Annotated in this window: 12 protein-coding genes and 1 pseudogene; 6 read left to right on the top strand and 7 right to left on the bottom strand. The window is 70.1% G+C overall.

The features are described 5' to 3' along the window. Positions 1-114: 114 nt before the first annotated feature. The 4 genes and pseudogenes from FHR38_RS20365 to FHR38_RS20350 form a co-directional block, all read right to left on the bottom strand. Positions 115-1,134: pseudogene (locus FHR38_RS20365) on the bottom strand (arginase family protein); the annotation flags it as partial. Between the two features lie 139 nt (positions 1,135-1,273). Further along, positions 1,274-2,215, bottom strand: coding sequence for a tetratricopeptide repeat protein (locus tag FHR38_RS20360; protein WP_184536169.1), 942 nt, complete (start codon positions 2,213-2,215; stop codon positions 1,274-1,276). Positions 2,216-2,432: 217 nt separating this feature from the next. Then, positions 2,433-4,121 (bottom strand): coenzyme B12-dependent isobutyryl-CoA mutase large subunit, encoded by a 1,689-nt coding sequence (gene icmA, locus FHR38_RS20355; protein WP_184536168.1) that lies wholly within the window; start codon positions 4,119-4,121, stop codon positions 2,433-2,435. Between the two features lie 139 nt (positions 4,122-4,260). Further along, positions 4,261-4,731, bottom strand: coding sequence for an Asp23/Gls24 family envelope stress response protein (locus FHR38_RS20350; RefSeq protein ID WP_184536167.1), 471 nt, complete (start codon positions 4,729-4,731; stop codon positions 4,261-4,263). A 232-nt stretch (positions 4,732-4,963) separates the two neighbouring features. On the opposite strand from FHR38_RS20350, the gene FHR38_RS32380 reads away from it, so the two are divergent. Both FHR38_RS32380 and FHR38_RS32375 read left to right on the top strand, forming a co-directional pair. Then, a complete protein-coding gene (locus FHR38_RS32380; protein WP_184536166.1) occupies positions 4,964-5,521 on the top strand; it encodes a hypothetical protein in 558 nt (185 codons plus the stop codon). Further along, a complete protein-coding gene (locus FHR38_RS32375) occupies positions 5,518-5,844 on the top strand; it encodes a transcriptional regulator (protein WP_184536165.1) in 327 nt (108 codons plus the stop codon). The genes FHR38_RS32380 and FHR38_RS32375 overlap by 4 nt, the downstream gene beginning before the upstream one ends. Before the next feature lie 57 nt (positions 5,845-5,901). On the opposite strand, the gene meaB is transcribed toward FHR38_RS32375, so the two are convergent. Both meaB and FHR38_RS20330 read right to left on the bottom strand, forming a co-directional pair. After that, positions 5,902-6,894, bottom strand: a complete 993-nt coding sequence (gene meaB, locus FHR38_RS20335) for a methylmalonyl Co-A mutase-associated GTPase MeaB (protein WP_184539973.1) — start codon at positions 6,892-6,894, stop codon at positions 5,902-5,904. Between the two features lie 41 nt (positions 6,895-6,935). Further along, positions 6,936-8,141, bottom strand: coding sequence for an acetyl-CoA C-acetyltransferase (locus FHR38_RS20330; RefSeq protein ID WP_312882579.1), 1,206 nt, complete (start codon positions 8,139-8,141; stop codon positions 6,936-6,938). 104 nt (positions 8,142-8,245) lie between these two features. On the opposite strand from FHR38_RS20330, the gene mce reads away from it, so the two are divergent. Beyond that, positions 8,246-8,743 carry a methylmalonyl-CoA epimerase gene (gene mce / locus FHR38_RS20325; protein WP_184536163.1) on the top strand — a complete coding sequence of 166 codons (498 nt, stop codon included), beginning with the start codon at positions 8,246-8,248 and terminating at the stop codon, positions 8,741-8,743. 74 nt (positions 8,744-8,817) lie between these two features. Here mce and FHR38_RS20320 read toward each other — a convergent pair whose 3' ends face one another. After that, positions 8,818-9,678 (bottom strand): phytanoyl-CoA dioxygenase family protein, encoded by an 861-nt coding sequence (locus FHR38_RS20320; RefSeq protein ID WP_184536162.1) that lies wholly within the window; start codon positions 9,676-9,678, stop codon positions 8,818-8,820. A 119-nt stretch (positions 9,679-9,797) separates the two neighbouring features. On the opposite strand from FHR38_RS20320, the gene FHR38_RS20315 reads away from it, so the two are divergent. From FHR38_RS20315 to FHR38_RS20305, 3 genes are all read left to right on the top strand, one after another. Then, entirely contained in the window at positions 9,798-10,877 is a 1,080-nt protein-coding gene (locus tag FHR38_RS20315) for a TIGR03621 family F420-dependent LLM class oxidoreductase (protein WP_184536161.1), read from the top strand. A gap of 375 nt (positions 10,878-11,252) precedes the next feature. After that, positions 11,253-12,659 carry a crotonyl-CoA carboxylase/reductase gene (ccrA, locus tag FHR38_RS20310; RefSeq protein WP_184536160.1) on the top strand — a complete coding sequence of 469 codons (1,407 nt, stop codon included), beginning with the start codon at positions 11,253-11,255 and terminating at the stop codon, positions 12,657-12,659. A gap of 448 nt (positions 12,660-13,107) precedes the next feature. After that, complete coding sequence (locus tag FHR38_RS20305; RefSeq protein ID WP_184536159.1) at positions 13,108-14,355, top strand: DivIVA domain-containing protein; 1,248 nt, start codon at positions 13,108-13,110, stop codon at positions 14,353-14,355. Positions 14,356-14,489 lie beyond the last annotated feature (134 nt).

Genomic DNA, 14,489 nt, shown 5'->3' with positions numbered 1-14,489 from the left:
CGGTCGGTCGCCTGGCCCGGCGAGCCCTGTCCCCGCGGCGAGCCCGCCGTATCGGTCGGTCAGCCAGGCGTACGCCCGTCAGCCGGCCCCGTCGGCCGCCCCGTCCGTCACGGGGGCACCGTCGGTTCTGGCTGACTCGGCCACCCCGGTGACCGCCCGCAGTCCCCGGCGGGCCGCCGTACCCGACTGGGCCGGCAATGGACGAAGCGAGCCCGCATCCGGCGCGACGACCGACGCGAGCCCGGCGACCAGGGCGGCGACGATCTCGGCGGCATAGCTGCCGTCCGGATCGTAGTCCGGATCGAAGACGGTGAGTTCCAGGCCCAGACAGTGTGGTGTCTCGACCAGACCGGCGATCAGCAACTCCAACTCGGGGAAGGCGATCCCGCCCGGGTCGGGCGCGTCGACCGCCGGCATCACCGCCGGGTCGAGGACGTCGACGTCGACGTGCACCCAGTAGCCGGCGCAGTCGGACAGTTGGTCCCGGGCCCACTGGGCGCTGCGGGCGGCCCCCTCCACCCGCAGCGTCGGCACCGGCCGGGTGACGATGCCGGCCGCCTGGAGATCCAGTCGGTAGTCGTCCTGGGCCCGGATGCCGAGCACCGCCACGTCGATGTCCCGGAAGTACGGTCGGCGGCCCTCGATCGAGGCCAGGTCCGCCTGCCCCCGGCCGGTGACCAGGGCCAGTCCCTCGCCTGCGGCGGCACCGACGTACGAGGCGTTGCCCGGGTGCCGGAAGTCGGAATGGCCGTCGACGTAGACCAGCCCGATCCGGCCCCCCACCGACTCGCCCAGCCGGTGCATCGCCAACGCCGAGCCGAGCACGATCGAACAGTCCCCGCCGAGCACGACGGGGAACTCCCCCTGTTCGATGATCGACTCGATGCGTTCCGCCAGCGACATGGAATAGCCCGCGATCGACCTGGCGTGGCAGACCCCGTCACCGGGGCGCCAGTCACCAGGGTCGTATCGCGGTGCCGTGAGGCAGCCCGCGTCCCGAGCCCCGAGCCGGGCGATCAGGCCATGGTCCCGCAACGCCCCGGGTGCCTTGGCACAGCCGGGCACCGAGGAGAGCGTCGGCGGGCGCAGCCCGAGGTTGGACGGTGCGTCGAGGACGGCGATCCGGCGCATCATGGGCTCCCGTCCTGGTCGTGGCCGTTCGAGGCTGGTGGACTCGCTTCTCGTCGTCGGTGTCGGCTCGTGGTCGGCGGTGCCGCTGGTTCGGGTCAGCGATGTGGTGACTCGGGTCGGTGCCCGGAACGCGGGCGTCCGGTCAGAACAGGGCTCGGGCCAGGGCCCGCCGGGCGCTGGCTACCGTGGGGTCATCGGGACCGGCGACCTTGAAGAGCGAGACCAGGTGTTGCCGGGCCGTCTCCCGATCGTCACCCGAGGTCCGTCGGACCAGGTCGACCAGACGAGCGTACGCCTGCTCGGCCCGTCCACTGAGCACCTCGACGTCCGCGGCCAGCAATTGTGCCGCGACGTCGTCGGGATCCGCCGCTGCCGCGGTCAGCGCGGCGGCCGGGTCGGCGACCTGGATCACCCGTCGGGTCAGCTCGACCTGCGCCAGGCCCGCCTCGGCGACCGCGTCCGCAGGAGAGTCCGCAAGGATCTTCTTGTACGCCTGCTCGGCCGCGTCGAGGTCTCCGTTCATCAGTGCGTCGTCGGCGTCGACGAGGCGCGGGTCCTCGGGTGCGGCGGTAGCCACACCCCCCGCCTTGAGTACGGCGTCAAGCCACTGCCGCAGTTGTGGTTCGGGGACGACTCCGGAGAAGGCGTCCACCGGCTGCCCGCCCACCACCGCGTAGACGGTGGGGATGCTCTGCACCCGGAACATCTGCGCGAGGCGCGGGTTGCTCTCCACGTCGATCTTGGCAAGCACCCAGGCACCGCCGTCCGCCGTGGCCAGCCGCTCCAGCATCGGGGAGAGCTGCTTGCACGGCTCACACCACTCGGCCCAGAAGTCGACGACGACGGGAGTCGTCAGCGACCGTTCCAGCACCTCGGTCTGGAAGGTCGCCTCGGTAACATCGATCACGGCAACGCCGCTCGCAGTCGGGGTCGGCGGGGCTCCGGTCGACGGGGTGCCAGGCGCGCCCGGGGTGGCCGGGGCGGCGGTGGCGGGGCGGGACGGGGTCGGGGCGGCGCTGCGTAGTGCGCCGAGGTCTACCGCGCCGCGGGTGAAGATCGACGGGTTGATCCGTGGCTCGCTCATGGTTGTCTAGTCTTGCACGCTCGCCGGTCAACCCAGACCAACCGCCACCGCCACAAACCCGACGCCCCGGCAGTCCGCATCGTCGTCGGATCCCCGCTCACCGTGCACGAACTCGCCCGGAGGGAGTGGCCAACCGGCAGCCGGGTGACCACTCCCTCCGGGCAGTTGCGCGAGGGCAGGAACGGGGCGGGCGTGCCCCACCTTTCGGCGGGCACTTTCAGAAGCGGGCCGGCTCGCGGTAGACGCCCCACTCGTCCCGCAGCGCGTTGCAGATCTCACCAAGGGTTGCCTCGGCCCGTACCGCCGTCAGCATCGCGGGGATCATGTTCCCCTCGGTACGGGACACGTCGATCAGCGCAGCGAGCGCCGCCTTGACGGCCGCGTCGTCCCGTCCGGCCTTGCGCTCGGCGAGCATCCGACGCTGCTCCAACTCCACCTCGTGCGAGATGCGCAGAATCTCCAGTTCCTTGGCGACCGTACCGGTGTGGCAGTTGACTCCGACGATCTTCTTGTCCCCCTTCTCCAGCGCCTGCTGGTAGGTGAAGGCGGACTCGGCGATCTGACCGGTGAACCAGCCGTCCTCGATGCCGCGAAGGATGCCGGAGGTCATCGGGCCGATCTTGTGTGGGCCGTCCCCGCCGAGCTGGCGGATCCGGTCGAAGATCGCCTCGGCCTCCGCCTCGATCTTGTCGGTCAACGCCTCGACGTACCACGAGCCACCCAGCGGGTCGGCCACGTTGGTGACCCCGATCTCCTCCATCAGCACCTGCTGGGTCCGCAGCGCGATCTCGGCGGACTCGTCGGTGGGCAGCGCCAACGTCTCGTCGAGCGCGTTGGTGTGCAGCGAGTTGGTGCCACCGAGCACCGCTGCCAGCGCCTCGACCGCCGTACGGACCACGTTGTTGACCGGCTGCTGGGCGGTCAGCGACACGCCGGCGGTCTGCGTGTGGAACCGCAGCCAGAGCGCCTTCTCGCTGGTGGCGCCGTACTTCTCACGGAGCCAGCGGGCCCAGATCCGCCGGGCCGCCCGGAACTTGGCGATCTCCTCGAAGAAGTCGACGTGCGAGTCGAAGAAGAAGCTGAGCCCGGGGGCGAAGACGTTGACGTCGAGGCCGCGCGACAGCCCCAGCTCGACGTAGCCGAACCCGTCGGCCAGTGTGTACGCCAACTCCTGCGCGGCGGTCGAGCCGGCCTCGCGAATGTGGTAGCCGGAGACGGAGAGCGGCTTGTAGCGCGGGATCTCGGCGGCGCAGTATTCCATCAGGTCGCCGATCAGGCGCAGGTGCGGCTCGGGGTCGAAGAGCCACTCCTTCTGCGCGATGTACTCCTTGAAGATGTCGGTCTGCAGGGTCCCGTCCAGGGTGGACAGGTCAGCGCCCTGCCGTTCGGCCGCCACCAGGTACATGCAGAAGACCGGCACCGCCGGTCCGGAGATGGTCATACTCGTCGTCACGCCGGCCAGGTCGATGCCGTCGAAGAGCACCTCCATGTCGGCCGCCGAGTCGATGGCCACGCCACAGTGGCCGACCTCGCCCAACGCCTGCGGCTCATCGGAGTCGCGCCCCATCAGCGTCGGCATGTCGAAGGCGACCGACAGGCCGCCGCCACCCGCACCGAGGATCATCTTGTAGCGCTCGTTGGTCTGCTGCGCGTTGCCGAACCCCGCGAACTGCCGGATGGTCCAGGTCCGCCCGCGATAACCGGTCGGATACAACCCCCGGGTGTACGGGTATTCGCCCGGCCAACCGATCCGGTCGAACCCGGGATAGGCGACGCCCTCGGGTGGGCCGTACGCCGGCTCGACGGGCAGGCCCGAAAGGGTGGTGAAGTCGGCGTCCCGCTTGCGCGCGGCGTCGTACCTGGCTTGCCAGCGCGCCCGTCCGGCGGCGATCTCGTCGGCGTTCATCGGCGGGGTCCTCCTCGACTCGTCGACTGCACGTCGAGTGTAGAGCGCAGTCCTGAACGATCGATAAGGAAGTCCGTACCGAGCAGTAACGTACGGGCCGGGCCATTTACGACCCGCACCCGTACCCGTACGCGGCCGGTCAGGCGCCGGCAGCCGGCGCGGTACCCAACTCGATGTCGTCGACCTTGACGTTCACAGCCGAGACCGTCAGGCCGTACCCCTGCACGGCGGCGACGACCGCGGCGCGCACCGCCTCGGTCACCTCGGCCACGACGTGCCCCTCCGCGATCACCAGTACGACGTTGATCACGGCCGACGTGCCGTCGACCTCCGCCGAGACCCCCCGGCGGGCGTCACCCACGCGCTCCAGGCCGACCCGGTCGAGCACACTGTTGAAGAACCGAGCAACGTCGCCGCCGAGGTCGGCGACGCCGGGCACCTTCCGCGCCGCGCTGCCGGCGATCTTCTCCACCACTTCCTCGGAGACGGCGGTGGCCCCCTGCGTGGCTCCACCCGGCACGGCGGCTCCACTCGGCGCAGCCGTCGGAACGGCGGCAGGTGCGGCCGGAGCGTCCTCGGCAGCCGGCCCGTTATCCACAACCTCGGTCATTGCTCACTTCTCCCCTGGTCTCGGCACCGGATCGACAGCCTGCCCCGATGCCATTCGCGATGAGCGAGCGTACTAGCCAGAGGCGACCCAACGGCAGCCCGCAGCGCCTCGGCCAGGGCGTCGAAAGCGGTCAGTCCGGATTGGAACCCGCAACTACCGCACGACAGACCGGTCTGCATTGCAAACCGGTTTGCGAATCTGTACGTTAAATGGCATGGAACGAAGGATGCCGATGACCGACTCGACACAGGTCCGCTACGTCACCGAACACTTCGAGATGCTGCAGGGCCTGGCCATGCTTCCGGCGATCGCCTGGTGCGGCCTGGCCATGAGCTGGGCCGCCGGTTGGGTCAACGGATGGACGCTGCTTCCCGGCGCACTGGTGGCGGCGCTCGCGGTGCTGGCTGCCGTGGCTCACTACCGCCGAACCTACGGGCAGGTGCGGCAGCGCTACCAGCACCGCGCCAAACACATGCTGCTGTGGCCCGTCACCGGCCTGCTCACGGTGGCGGCCCTCGTCCACGCACTCGACCTGGCCCTGCCCGTCAGCTTGGAAACCCTGATCCTGTCAGTAGGGGCGCTCGCCGGTGCCCGGTTCGAGCGTCCACTCGCCCCGGCCCTGCTGCTCATCGGCTGCGCCGGAACGGTTCTGAGCCTGCTCCCGCTCGGCGGTCCAGCCGGACCCCATCCGCTGTCGGTCACCGAGCACTGGATCATCGCCTTCATCACCGGTACCGCGGTCCTGGCTGGCTGGAGTCACCTGCTGCTGCGCCGTACCCTGGGCCAGTGAGCCGCCCGTTCGAGGAGCTGGCCGGTCTGGACAAGCTCATCCACGAGCCCGCCCGCCTCGCCATCACCACCGCCTTGGCCTCCTGCGAAGAAGCCGACTTTCTGTTCCTCCAGCGGCTCACCGGCCTGTCCAAGGGCAACCTGTCCGCCCATCTCGCAAAGCTGGAGACCGCAGGCATGATCGAGATCGACAAGCGGTTCGCCGGCAAGCGCCCGCAGACCTGGATCAGCCTCACCAAAGCCGGCCACCGGGCCGTCGAAGCCCACTGGCACCGCCTCGATGATCTTCGCTACCGCACCCGAGCCTGGACAGCGGACGCCTGAAAGGAAGGGCCCCTTCCACGGCAAGAAGCGATGGAAAGGGGCCCTTCCTAACCACAGTCAGCCGTCGAGGCCGGCCAGCAGTTCGTCGGCGGCGGCGTACGGGTCGCTCGCGCCCTCGGCCACCCGCGCCGCCAGCGACGACAGGGCCGTACCGTCGCGCAGCGAACCGATCCGACCCCGGAGCACGCCCAGCGCGATCGCCTCGATCTCGGCGGCGGCCCGCGCCTCCCGACGTCGCCGCAGCTCGCCGTGCTCGTCCAGCCAACGGCGGTGCTTGTCGATCGCGGCGGCGATGTCGTCGATGCCCTCGCTGCGCACGGCCACCGCCCGGACCACCTGCGGTCGCCACTGCCCCGGCCCTCGCTCGCCCAGCGCGATCATGCCCTGGATGTCGCGTACCGTGGCGTCGGCACCGTCCCGGTCGGCCTTGTTGACCACGAAGATGTCGGCGATCTCCAGGATGCCGGCCTTCACCGCCTGGATGGCGTCCCCCATACCGGGGGCGAGCAGCACCAGCGTCGTGTCGGCCAGCGAGGCGACCTCGACCTCCGCCTGCCCGACGCCGACGGTCTCGACCAGCACCACGTCGCAGCCGGCGCCCTCCAGGACCCGTACGGCCGCCGGGGTGGCCGCCGACAGCCCGCCGAGGTGACCCCGGCTGGACATGGACCGGATGTAGACCCCCGGGTCGGTGGCGTGGTCCTGCATCCGGACCCGGTCACCGAGGATTGCCCCGCCGGTGAACGGGCTGGACGGGTCGACGGCCAGCACCCCGACGCGGTGACCGCGCGCCCGCAGCGCCCGGACCAGCTCGTTGGTGGTGGTCGACTTACCCACCCCGGGTGACCCGGTCAGCCCCACCACCTGCGCCCTGCCGGTGTGCGGCGCGAGGGCCGCCGCGACCTGCGGCAGCACCTCGTCACCCGACTCGACCAGGGTGATCAGGCGGGCCACCGCACGCGGGTCGCCCTGCCGGGCCCGTTCCACCAGCAGCGGTACGTCCCGGCTGCGGCGCAGCGGCGGTGCGCTCGTCCCGGCTCCATTGGCCACCGGTGTCCCGGCCCTGCTCGCTGTCGGTGTCTCGACCTCGTTCACTGCCCCTGCTCGGCACCTGGGACGTGGATGATCAGCGCGTCGCCCTGACCGCCGCCGCCGCAGAGGGCCGCCGCGCCGGTGCCACCGCCGCGGCGCTTCAACTCGTACGCCAGGGTGAGCACCAGCCGCGCGCCGGACATGCCGATCGGGTGGCCGAGGGCGATCGCCCCACCGTTGACGTTGACGATCTCCGGGCTGATGCCGAGGTCCCGGGTGGACTGGATGCCGACCGCCGCGAACGCCTCGTTGATCTCGATCAGGTCGAGGTCCTCGATGCCCAACCCACCCTTACGCAGGGCGTGGGTGATGGCGTTGGACGGCTGGGAGTGCAGCGAGTTGTCCGGGCCGGCCACGTTGCCGTGCGCGCCGACCTCGGCGAGCCAGGTCAGCCCGAGTTCCTTGGCCTTGGCCTTGCTCATCACCACCACGGCACAGGCTCCGTCGGAGATGGGCGAGGCACTGCCGGCGGTGATCGTGCCGTCCTTGGCGAAGGAGGGCCGCAGCCTGCCCAGCGTCTCGACGGTGGTGTCCGGCCGGATGCCCTCGTCCTCGGCGATCATGATCGGGTCACCCTTGCGCTGCGGGATCTGCACCGGGGTGATCTCCTCGGCGAAGACGCCGTTCTTGCGCGCCTCGGCGGCCCGCTGGTGGCTGGCCGCGGCGAAGGCATCCTGCTCCGCCCGGGTGATGCCGTGCTTCGCCCCGTGCCGCTCGGTGGACTCCCCCATCGAGCAGCAGTCGTACGCGTCAGTCAGTCCGTCCAGCGCCATGTGGTCCTTGATCACCACGTCGCCGTACTTGTAGCCGGATCGCTGCCCGATCAGCAGGTGCGGGGCGTTGGTCATCGACTCCATGCCACCGGCCACGACGATGTCGAACTCGCCGGCCCGGATGAGCTGGTCGGCCAGGGCGATCGCGTCCAGGCCGGAGAGGCAGACCTTGTTGATGGTCAGCGCCGGGGTCGACATGGGGATGCCGGCGTCGATGGCGGCCTGCCGGGCCGGGATCTGTCCCGCACCGGCCTGGAGCACCTGCCCCATGATCACGTACTGCACCTGGTCGGCGGCGACACCGGCCCGCTCCAGGGCGGCCTTGATGGCGATCCCGCCGAGGGCGGTCGCCGAGAGGTCCTTGAGGTTGCCCAGTAGCCGCCCCATCGGGGTACGAGCGCCGTCGACGATCACCGAACCCGCTCGCGACACGGACTCGTTCCGCTCGCTCCTCGCGCTCACCGAAGCCATAGCTATTGCCTCCGAGGGGTGGGACTGACCAGACAACTTAACGATTGTTAGGTCAGACTAGCGCCATGACCGACCACTCCCCAGTCGAGCCCTCTGCCGACTATCTCACAGGCATCGGCCTGCTCCGCATCGACCACGTCGGCATCGCCGTCGCCGACCTCGACTCGGCGATCGAGTTCTACGAGCGGGTGTTCGGGATGCGCTGCGTGCACACCGAGACCAACGCCGAACAAGGTGTACGCGAGGCGATGCTGGCCGTCGGTCCCAGCACCGACGGCGGTTGCCTACAACTGCTGGCCCCACTCTCCGAGGAGTCGACGATCGCGAAGTTCCTCGATCGCAACGGGCCAGGCGTGCAGCAGGTGGCGTACACCGTCGAGGACGTGGACGCCGCCAGCGCGGCGCTGCGCGAGCGGGGCGTACGGCTGCTCTACGACACCGCCCGGCGCGGTACGGCCGGCTCACGGATCAACTTCGTCCACCCGAAGGACGCCGGCGGTGTACTGGTGGAGCTGGTCGAGCCCGCCCGGACCACCGGTGCCGGGGCGGCTCCGGCGGCGTGAGCACGCCGACGCCCGGGGCTGGGAAGGGTCCCCGCCAAGGCGGAAAGCGATAGGAAGGGGCCCTTCCGCACCCCTCAGCCGATCAGATCGGCTGGCAGCGGGGTCAGGTCGGTGGCGCGCAGGAAGTCGCCGAGGGTGGTGCCGGTGCACGCCGAGTCGACGTTCGGCGCCCCGATGCCGTCGCGCACGTCGGTGCGGTTGACCACGCGGAAGTCGATGGAGAAGCGGGTACGCCCCGAGGTGTTCGGCACCGTCGTGTGCAGGTGGGCACCGGAGAAGATGACGATGCCACCGGGCGGGGTGATCACCCGTACGTCCGGATGCCGCTCGATGTCCTGCTCGATCTGTGGCTGCTTACGGGTCTCCACGTCGATCTGCTGGGCGGCGGAGGTACGCCCGTGCGCCACCCACTCAGCGTAGTCGTAGTCCCGGGAACTGTTCGCCACCGCACAGTCGAAGTACGGCGGGTGGAAGGCCATCACGTTCTCCTCCGCCACGTCGTACACGGGTAGCCAGTAGTTGAGCTGGCACATCGGCGCGGAGAACCAGGTGTCCCGGTGCGGTTCGAACTGGAGGGTCAGCCCGGCGTTGAGATAGTCGCTGGTCATCGTGCGGAGCCGGGGCACGTCGAAGTAGGTCTGTTCCGGGTCGACACCGAGGTCGGTGAGCACCCGCCGGACGAGTTCCTTGCTGTGCGGATGGTTGATGAAGGTCGGTTTCAGGCTGGCGAGGACGTCGACGTACGCCGGGCCGGCCAGGTGGTGCTGGGCATCTGGCGGAAAGTGCGGCGCGAACGCCGCCTCCGCCATCTCCCGCGCGAAGGCGACCAGCGCCAGCGAAGCGGGAGTCGGTGAATAGACGAACAAGTCGCCACCGAAGAGCTTCCGTCGGCGTTCGTCGTCGGGGATCGGCGAGTCGAAGTACACCACTGTCATCGCGGGCCTCCTACGAGAAGATCTCAGCCGCTGGTCACGCTAGGCGGCGGTGCCGTGACTCAACAGGGCCACCGGGGTACGACGCACTGTCGTCAATCCGACCGGCCCTATCGAGCGCGGTGCGCCGCTGGCGTACCGGCCCGCGCCTACAGTCAGGCAGGCCGCCGACACCGGGACACACCCAGTCCGCCCCGGCTCCCCCGCACCGACCCGGACAGCCGCCGACCCAGCCCCGGGAGGACGAGATCGTCACACCACGCCCGTTCCGATTCACCACCTCCGCCCCGGCCCTCGACCGGCCGGTCGCCCGGTGGCGCGACGAGATCCGCCGAATCGAGGACCTGGGCTTCAGCTCCGTTTCGGTCTCCGACCACCTGACCGGCGGCTGGTCCATGGACCCGCTGGTGGCGATGACGGTCGCCGCCGAGGCCACCACCCGGCTACGCGTGCTCGGCCTGGTCTTCTGCAACGACTTCCGGCATCCGGCGCTGCTGCACAGGTCCCTGGCCAACCTGGACGTCTTCTCCGGTGGTCGGGTGGAGATCGGGCTGGGTGCCGGCTGGCAACGGGCCGACCACGACGCGGTCGGCGTACGGTTCGACCCGCCAGGCATACGGGTCGACCGGCTGACCGAGGCGGTCGAACTCCTCTCGGGACTCTTCGGTGACAAGCCGGTCACCTTCACCGGGCAGCACTACCAGGTCACGGAGTTGCCCGGAGTGCCCCGACCGGTGCAGCTACCCCGCCCGCCCCTGCTGATCGGCGGGGGCAGCCGTCGCATCCTGGAGTTGGCCGGCCGGTGCGCCGACATCGTCGGGATCAATCCGCGCCTCGCCCCGGATGTCGACCCGCTCAGCGCGATCACCGAGATGGGTCCGCGACGGTTGGACCGCAAGGTGGCCTGGGCCCGCGCGGCCGCCGTACGCGCCGGCCGCGACCCGGCCGGCCTGGAGTTCCAGGTACGGATGTTCGACGTACGGGTGGTGCACCGGGGTCTCACCCATCGATCCAGTTCCAGTCACGCCACCCGGGTCGACCCGGCGACGTTGGCCGACTCGCCGGTGGCCCTGCACGGCAGCGTCGACGAGTGTGTCGACAAACTGCTCTCGGTGCGGGAGCGGTTCGGCTTCAGCTACCTGCATCTGGGGAGCAACCTGGCCGCCGCGGCTCCCATCGTCGCCCGGCTCGTCGGCCGTTGACCGACCCGCCGGGTGAACCGGGTGGCCGGGTGGCCGGGTGGCCGACTCCGCCGGGTGAACCGGGTGGCCGGGTGGCCGACCCCGCCGGGTAGCTGGGTAGGCCGGGTGGCCGGGTGGCCGACCCCGCCAGGTGGCCGGAGGGGGGCCGTCGACGGCGCCGACCAGGCCGACGGCGCGCGTACCGGTTCACGAGACAGCGAGGTCACGCAGCTTCACGCATCGACCAATGCAGTTTTTCACAAACCGCTTCCCGACCCTAGCTACCGTTAAGTAACCTCCCTCCACTCCGGCGCTACCTGCGTCGACAACCGGTCGTACGCGGCGACTGGCAGCGCCGGAGGGTGCCGATGGCACCGGACGAACGGAGGTTGGGCCGTGCGAAGCATCCTCGAAGTGATCATGGAGGCGGAAGGCTCGGACGACCCGGGCCGGAAACTGGCCGAGATCGCCCACCTACCCGTACCGGAGACGTACCGCGGGATGGTCGTCCGCGCGGACGAGGTCGACATGTTCGACGGGATCGCCCCCCGTGACCGTGACCCGCGCCGGTCACTGCACCTACAGGAGGTGCCCACCCCGGAACTCGGCCCCGGCGAGGCGCTGGTGGCGGTGATGGCCAGCGCCATCAACTACAACACCGTCTGGACGAGCATCTTCGAACCGTTGCCCACCTTCAAGTTCCTCCAGCGGTACGGCCGGCTGTCGGAGCTGACCCGACGGCACGACCTGCCGTACCACGTGGTGGGCTCGGACGCTGCCGGCGTCGTACTGCGGGTCGGGCCGGGCGTGACGAAGTGGCGGCCCGGCGACGAGGTGGTCGCACACTGTCTGTCCGTGGAGCTGGAGGATGCCGCCGGGCACGACGACACGATGCTCGACCCGCAGCAGCGGATCTGGGGCTTCGAGACCAACTTCGGCGGACTGGCGGAACTCGCCATCGTCAAGGCCAACCAGCTCATGCCCAAGCCCGGACACCTGAGCTGGGAGGAGGCGGCCAGCCCAGGGCTGGTCAACTCCACCGCATACCGGCAGCTCGTCTCACACCACGGCGCGAACATGAAACAGGGTGACGTGGTACTGATCTGGGGTGCCTCCGGTGGTCTGGGCAGCTACGCGACCCAGCTCGCGCTACACGGTGGCGCCATCCCGGTCTGCGTGGTGTCCTCACCCGACAAGGCCGAGCTGTGCCGGCGGATGGGCGCCGAACTGGTCATCGACCGGGCGGCGGAGGGCTTCCGGTTCTGGTCCGACGAGCACACCCAGAACACCGACGAGTGGCGACGGTTCGGCGAGCGGATCCGCGAGCTGACCGGACAGGTGGGTTCGGCCGCTCGCGTGGGACGCGGTGGCCGAACCCACCTGGTAGGCGAGGACCCGGACATCGTGTTCGAGCACCCGGGCCGGGAAACCTTCGGCGTCAGCGTCTACGTGGCCAAGCGCGGCGGGACCATCGTCACCTGCGCCTCGACCAGCGGCTACCAGCACCAGTTCGACAACCGTTACCTGTGGATGCACCTCAAGCGCATCGTTGGCAGCCACTTCGCCAACTATCGCGAGGCGTGGGAGGCCAACCGGCTCGTCGCGCTCGGCCGGATCCATCCGACCGTATCCCGGACCTTCCCGCTGGAGCAGACCGGCGAGGCCGCGTACCAGGTGCACCGCAACGCCCATCAGGGCAAGGTCGGTGTCCGCTGCCTCGCCCCCGAGGACGGGCTCGGGGTACGCGACCACGAACTGCGGGCCCGGCACGAGGTGGCCATCAACCGGTTCCGGGGACGCTGAGGGGAAACTCCGGGGTGCACCGAGGGCGGTTGCGGGGATGGCCGAGGGAGTTGCCTGAACGTCGGCAGGGTTGGTGATGGAGGCCACCCCGCCGAGCGGGCAGCGACAGGGCGGTCATTCCATCGGTCACGCATTGCGTTTCCTTGGGGATGACGGTCGATGTTTACCCCACTCGATTCGCTTTCGCAAGAAAGGCGGTTCGGGCTATTTGCCAGGCTTAACCGGCTGATGTTTCCGGTTTTCCCACGACACTGAGGACATGGTGGCACCGGCGCCACTTTCACCGACTGTGACGGCGGCCCGGAGCTGCCAAGATCGTAAATTTGGTACGCCGGGCACGGCACCCTCTCGGGCCGCCCGTCCACCGGTTGATCCGACCAGGGAAACCGGACCAACCGGCCCAGCCGGCTCTTGCGAAGCACCCTGGTACGTCTGCCAGTATGTCCCAATGCCCCAGCAGCAGACCTCCCCTCTCGCGTTCTTCGATAACGCGAACTCGCAACCCGACTTCACGGTCGCCCTACGCGGTTACGACCGCGGACAGGTCGACGACTTCCTCGGTCGGCTCAGCGCCGCATTGACCCAGTCCGAGCAGGCTCGGGGCGAGGCTGAGCAGCGCATGAACGACGCGCAGCGGCGACTGCGCCAGGCGGAGCAGCGCCTCGCCGCGGTGGAGCAGAAGCTCACCGACACCAACAAGCAGCTCGAGGAGAACAACCGACCGACGCTGTCCGGACTGGGCACCCGGGTCGAGCAGATCCTGCGGCTGGCCGAGGAGCAGGCCAACGACCACCGTGGCGAGGCCAAGCGCGAGTCGGAGGGCATCCTCTCCGCCGCCCGGTTGGAGGCGCGGGAGATCACCGACAAGGCGCGGGCCGAGGCGGCGGCGATGAAGGCCACCGCCGAGCGGGAGGCGGGCAGCGTCCGTACCGCCGCCGAACGGGAGGCCGCCGAGGTCCGGGTGCAGGCGCGCCGGGAGGCGGACACGCTGCGCGCGGACGCCGAGCGGGAGACCAAGCAGCTGCGCACGGTGACCGCCCACGAGGTGGCCGAACTGAAGTCGACGGTCGAGCGGGAGGTCGCGACCCTGCGCGCCACCGCCGAGCGGGAGATCACGCAACAGCGCGCGAAGGCGGCCCGGGAGGCCGAGGAGAAGCGTGCCGAGGCGACCAAGCTGCTCACCGATGCCCGGGACAAGCGGGACAAGGACCTCCAGGCCCTGGAGCTGCAACTCGCCGAGCGCCGGGAGAAGGCCGAGCGGGAGGAGTCCGAGCGGCACGCCACCCAGGTGGCGCAGACCCAGAAGCTGGTCAGCGAAGCCGAGCAGCGGGCCCGCGCCGCCCAGGACCGAGCCAAGGAGATCGAGCAGCGGGCCGAGGCACGGCGGGTCGAGTCCGAGCGCACCGCCACCGAGACGGTGGAGAAGGCCAAGGCGCTCGCCGACAAGACCGTCAACGAGGCGCGTGCCGAGGCGCAGCGGCTGTTGAGCGAGGCCCGTACCGAGGCTGAGCTGGCCCTCCAGACCGCCCGCCGCGAGGTCGAGGACCTCACCCGCCAGAAGAACGCGGTCACCGCCCAGCTCGGCCAGATGCTCTCCGGCCTGGCTGGCATCGTCCCGACGGTCGGCGCGGCAGCGTCCGACGACAAGAAGTCCGACAAGGACGACGCCGACAAGCAGGCCGCCGACGCGTCCTGACGATTACGACACAGACGCACCGGAGTGCGCCCGGCTTGACCGGCTGAGCACGCTCCGCCAAGCGGGGCATAAGTGGGTGATGCGGGGCCGCACCGGAGAAACTGGGCGCGGCCCCGCATACTGTCTGAGCTGAA

Source organism: Micromonospora polyrhachis, assembly GCF_014203835.1.
In the GTDB taxonomy this organism is placed as follows: Bacteria; Actinomycetota; Actinomycetes; order Mycobacteriales; family Micromonosporaceae; genus Micromonospora_H; species Micromonospora_H polyrhachis.
This window is presented reverse-complemented; position numbering and strand designations above follow the sequence as displayed.

Bases quoted from the DNA above. Each gene is read 5' to 3' on its own strand.
- FHR38_RS20360 (WP_184536169.1), bottom strand. From the start codon at position 2,215: ATGAGCGAGCCACGGATCAACCCGTCGATCTTCACCCGCGGCGCGGTA.
- icmA (WP_184536168.1), bottom strand. From the start codon at position 4,121: ATGAACGCCGACGAGATCGCCGCCGGACGGGCGCGCTGGCAAGCCAGG.
- FHR38_RS20350 (WP_184536167.1), bottom strand. From the start codon at position 4,731: ATGACCGAGGTTGTGGATAACGGGCCGGCTGCCGAGGACGCTCCGGCC.
- FHR38_RS32380 (WP_184536166.1), top strand. From the start codon at position 4,964: ATGACCGACTCGACACAGGTCCGCTACGTCACCGAACACTTCGAGATG.
- mce (WP_184536163.1), top strand. From the start codon at position 8,246: ATGACCGACCACTCCCCAGTCGAGCCCTCTGCCGACTATCTCACAGGC.
- FHR38_RS20320 (WP_184536162.1), bottom strand. From the start codon at position 9,678: ATGACAGTGGTGTACTTCGACTCGCCGATCCCCGACGACGAACGCCGA.
- FHR38_RS20305 (WP_184536159.1), top strand. From the start codon at position 13,108: ATGCCCCAGCAGCAGACCTCCCCTCTCGCGTTCTTCGATAACGCGAAC.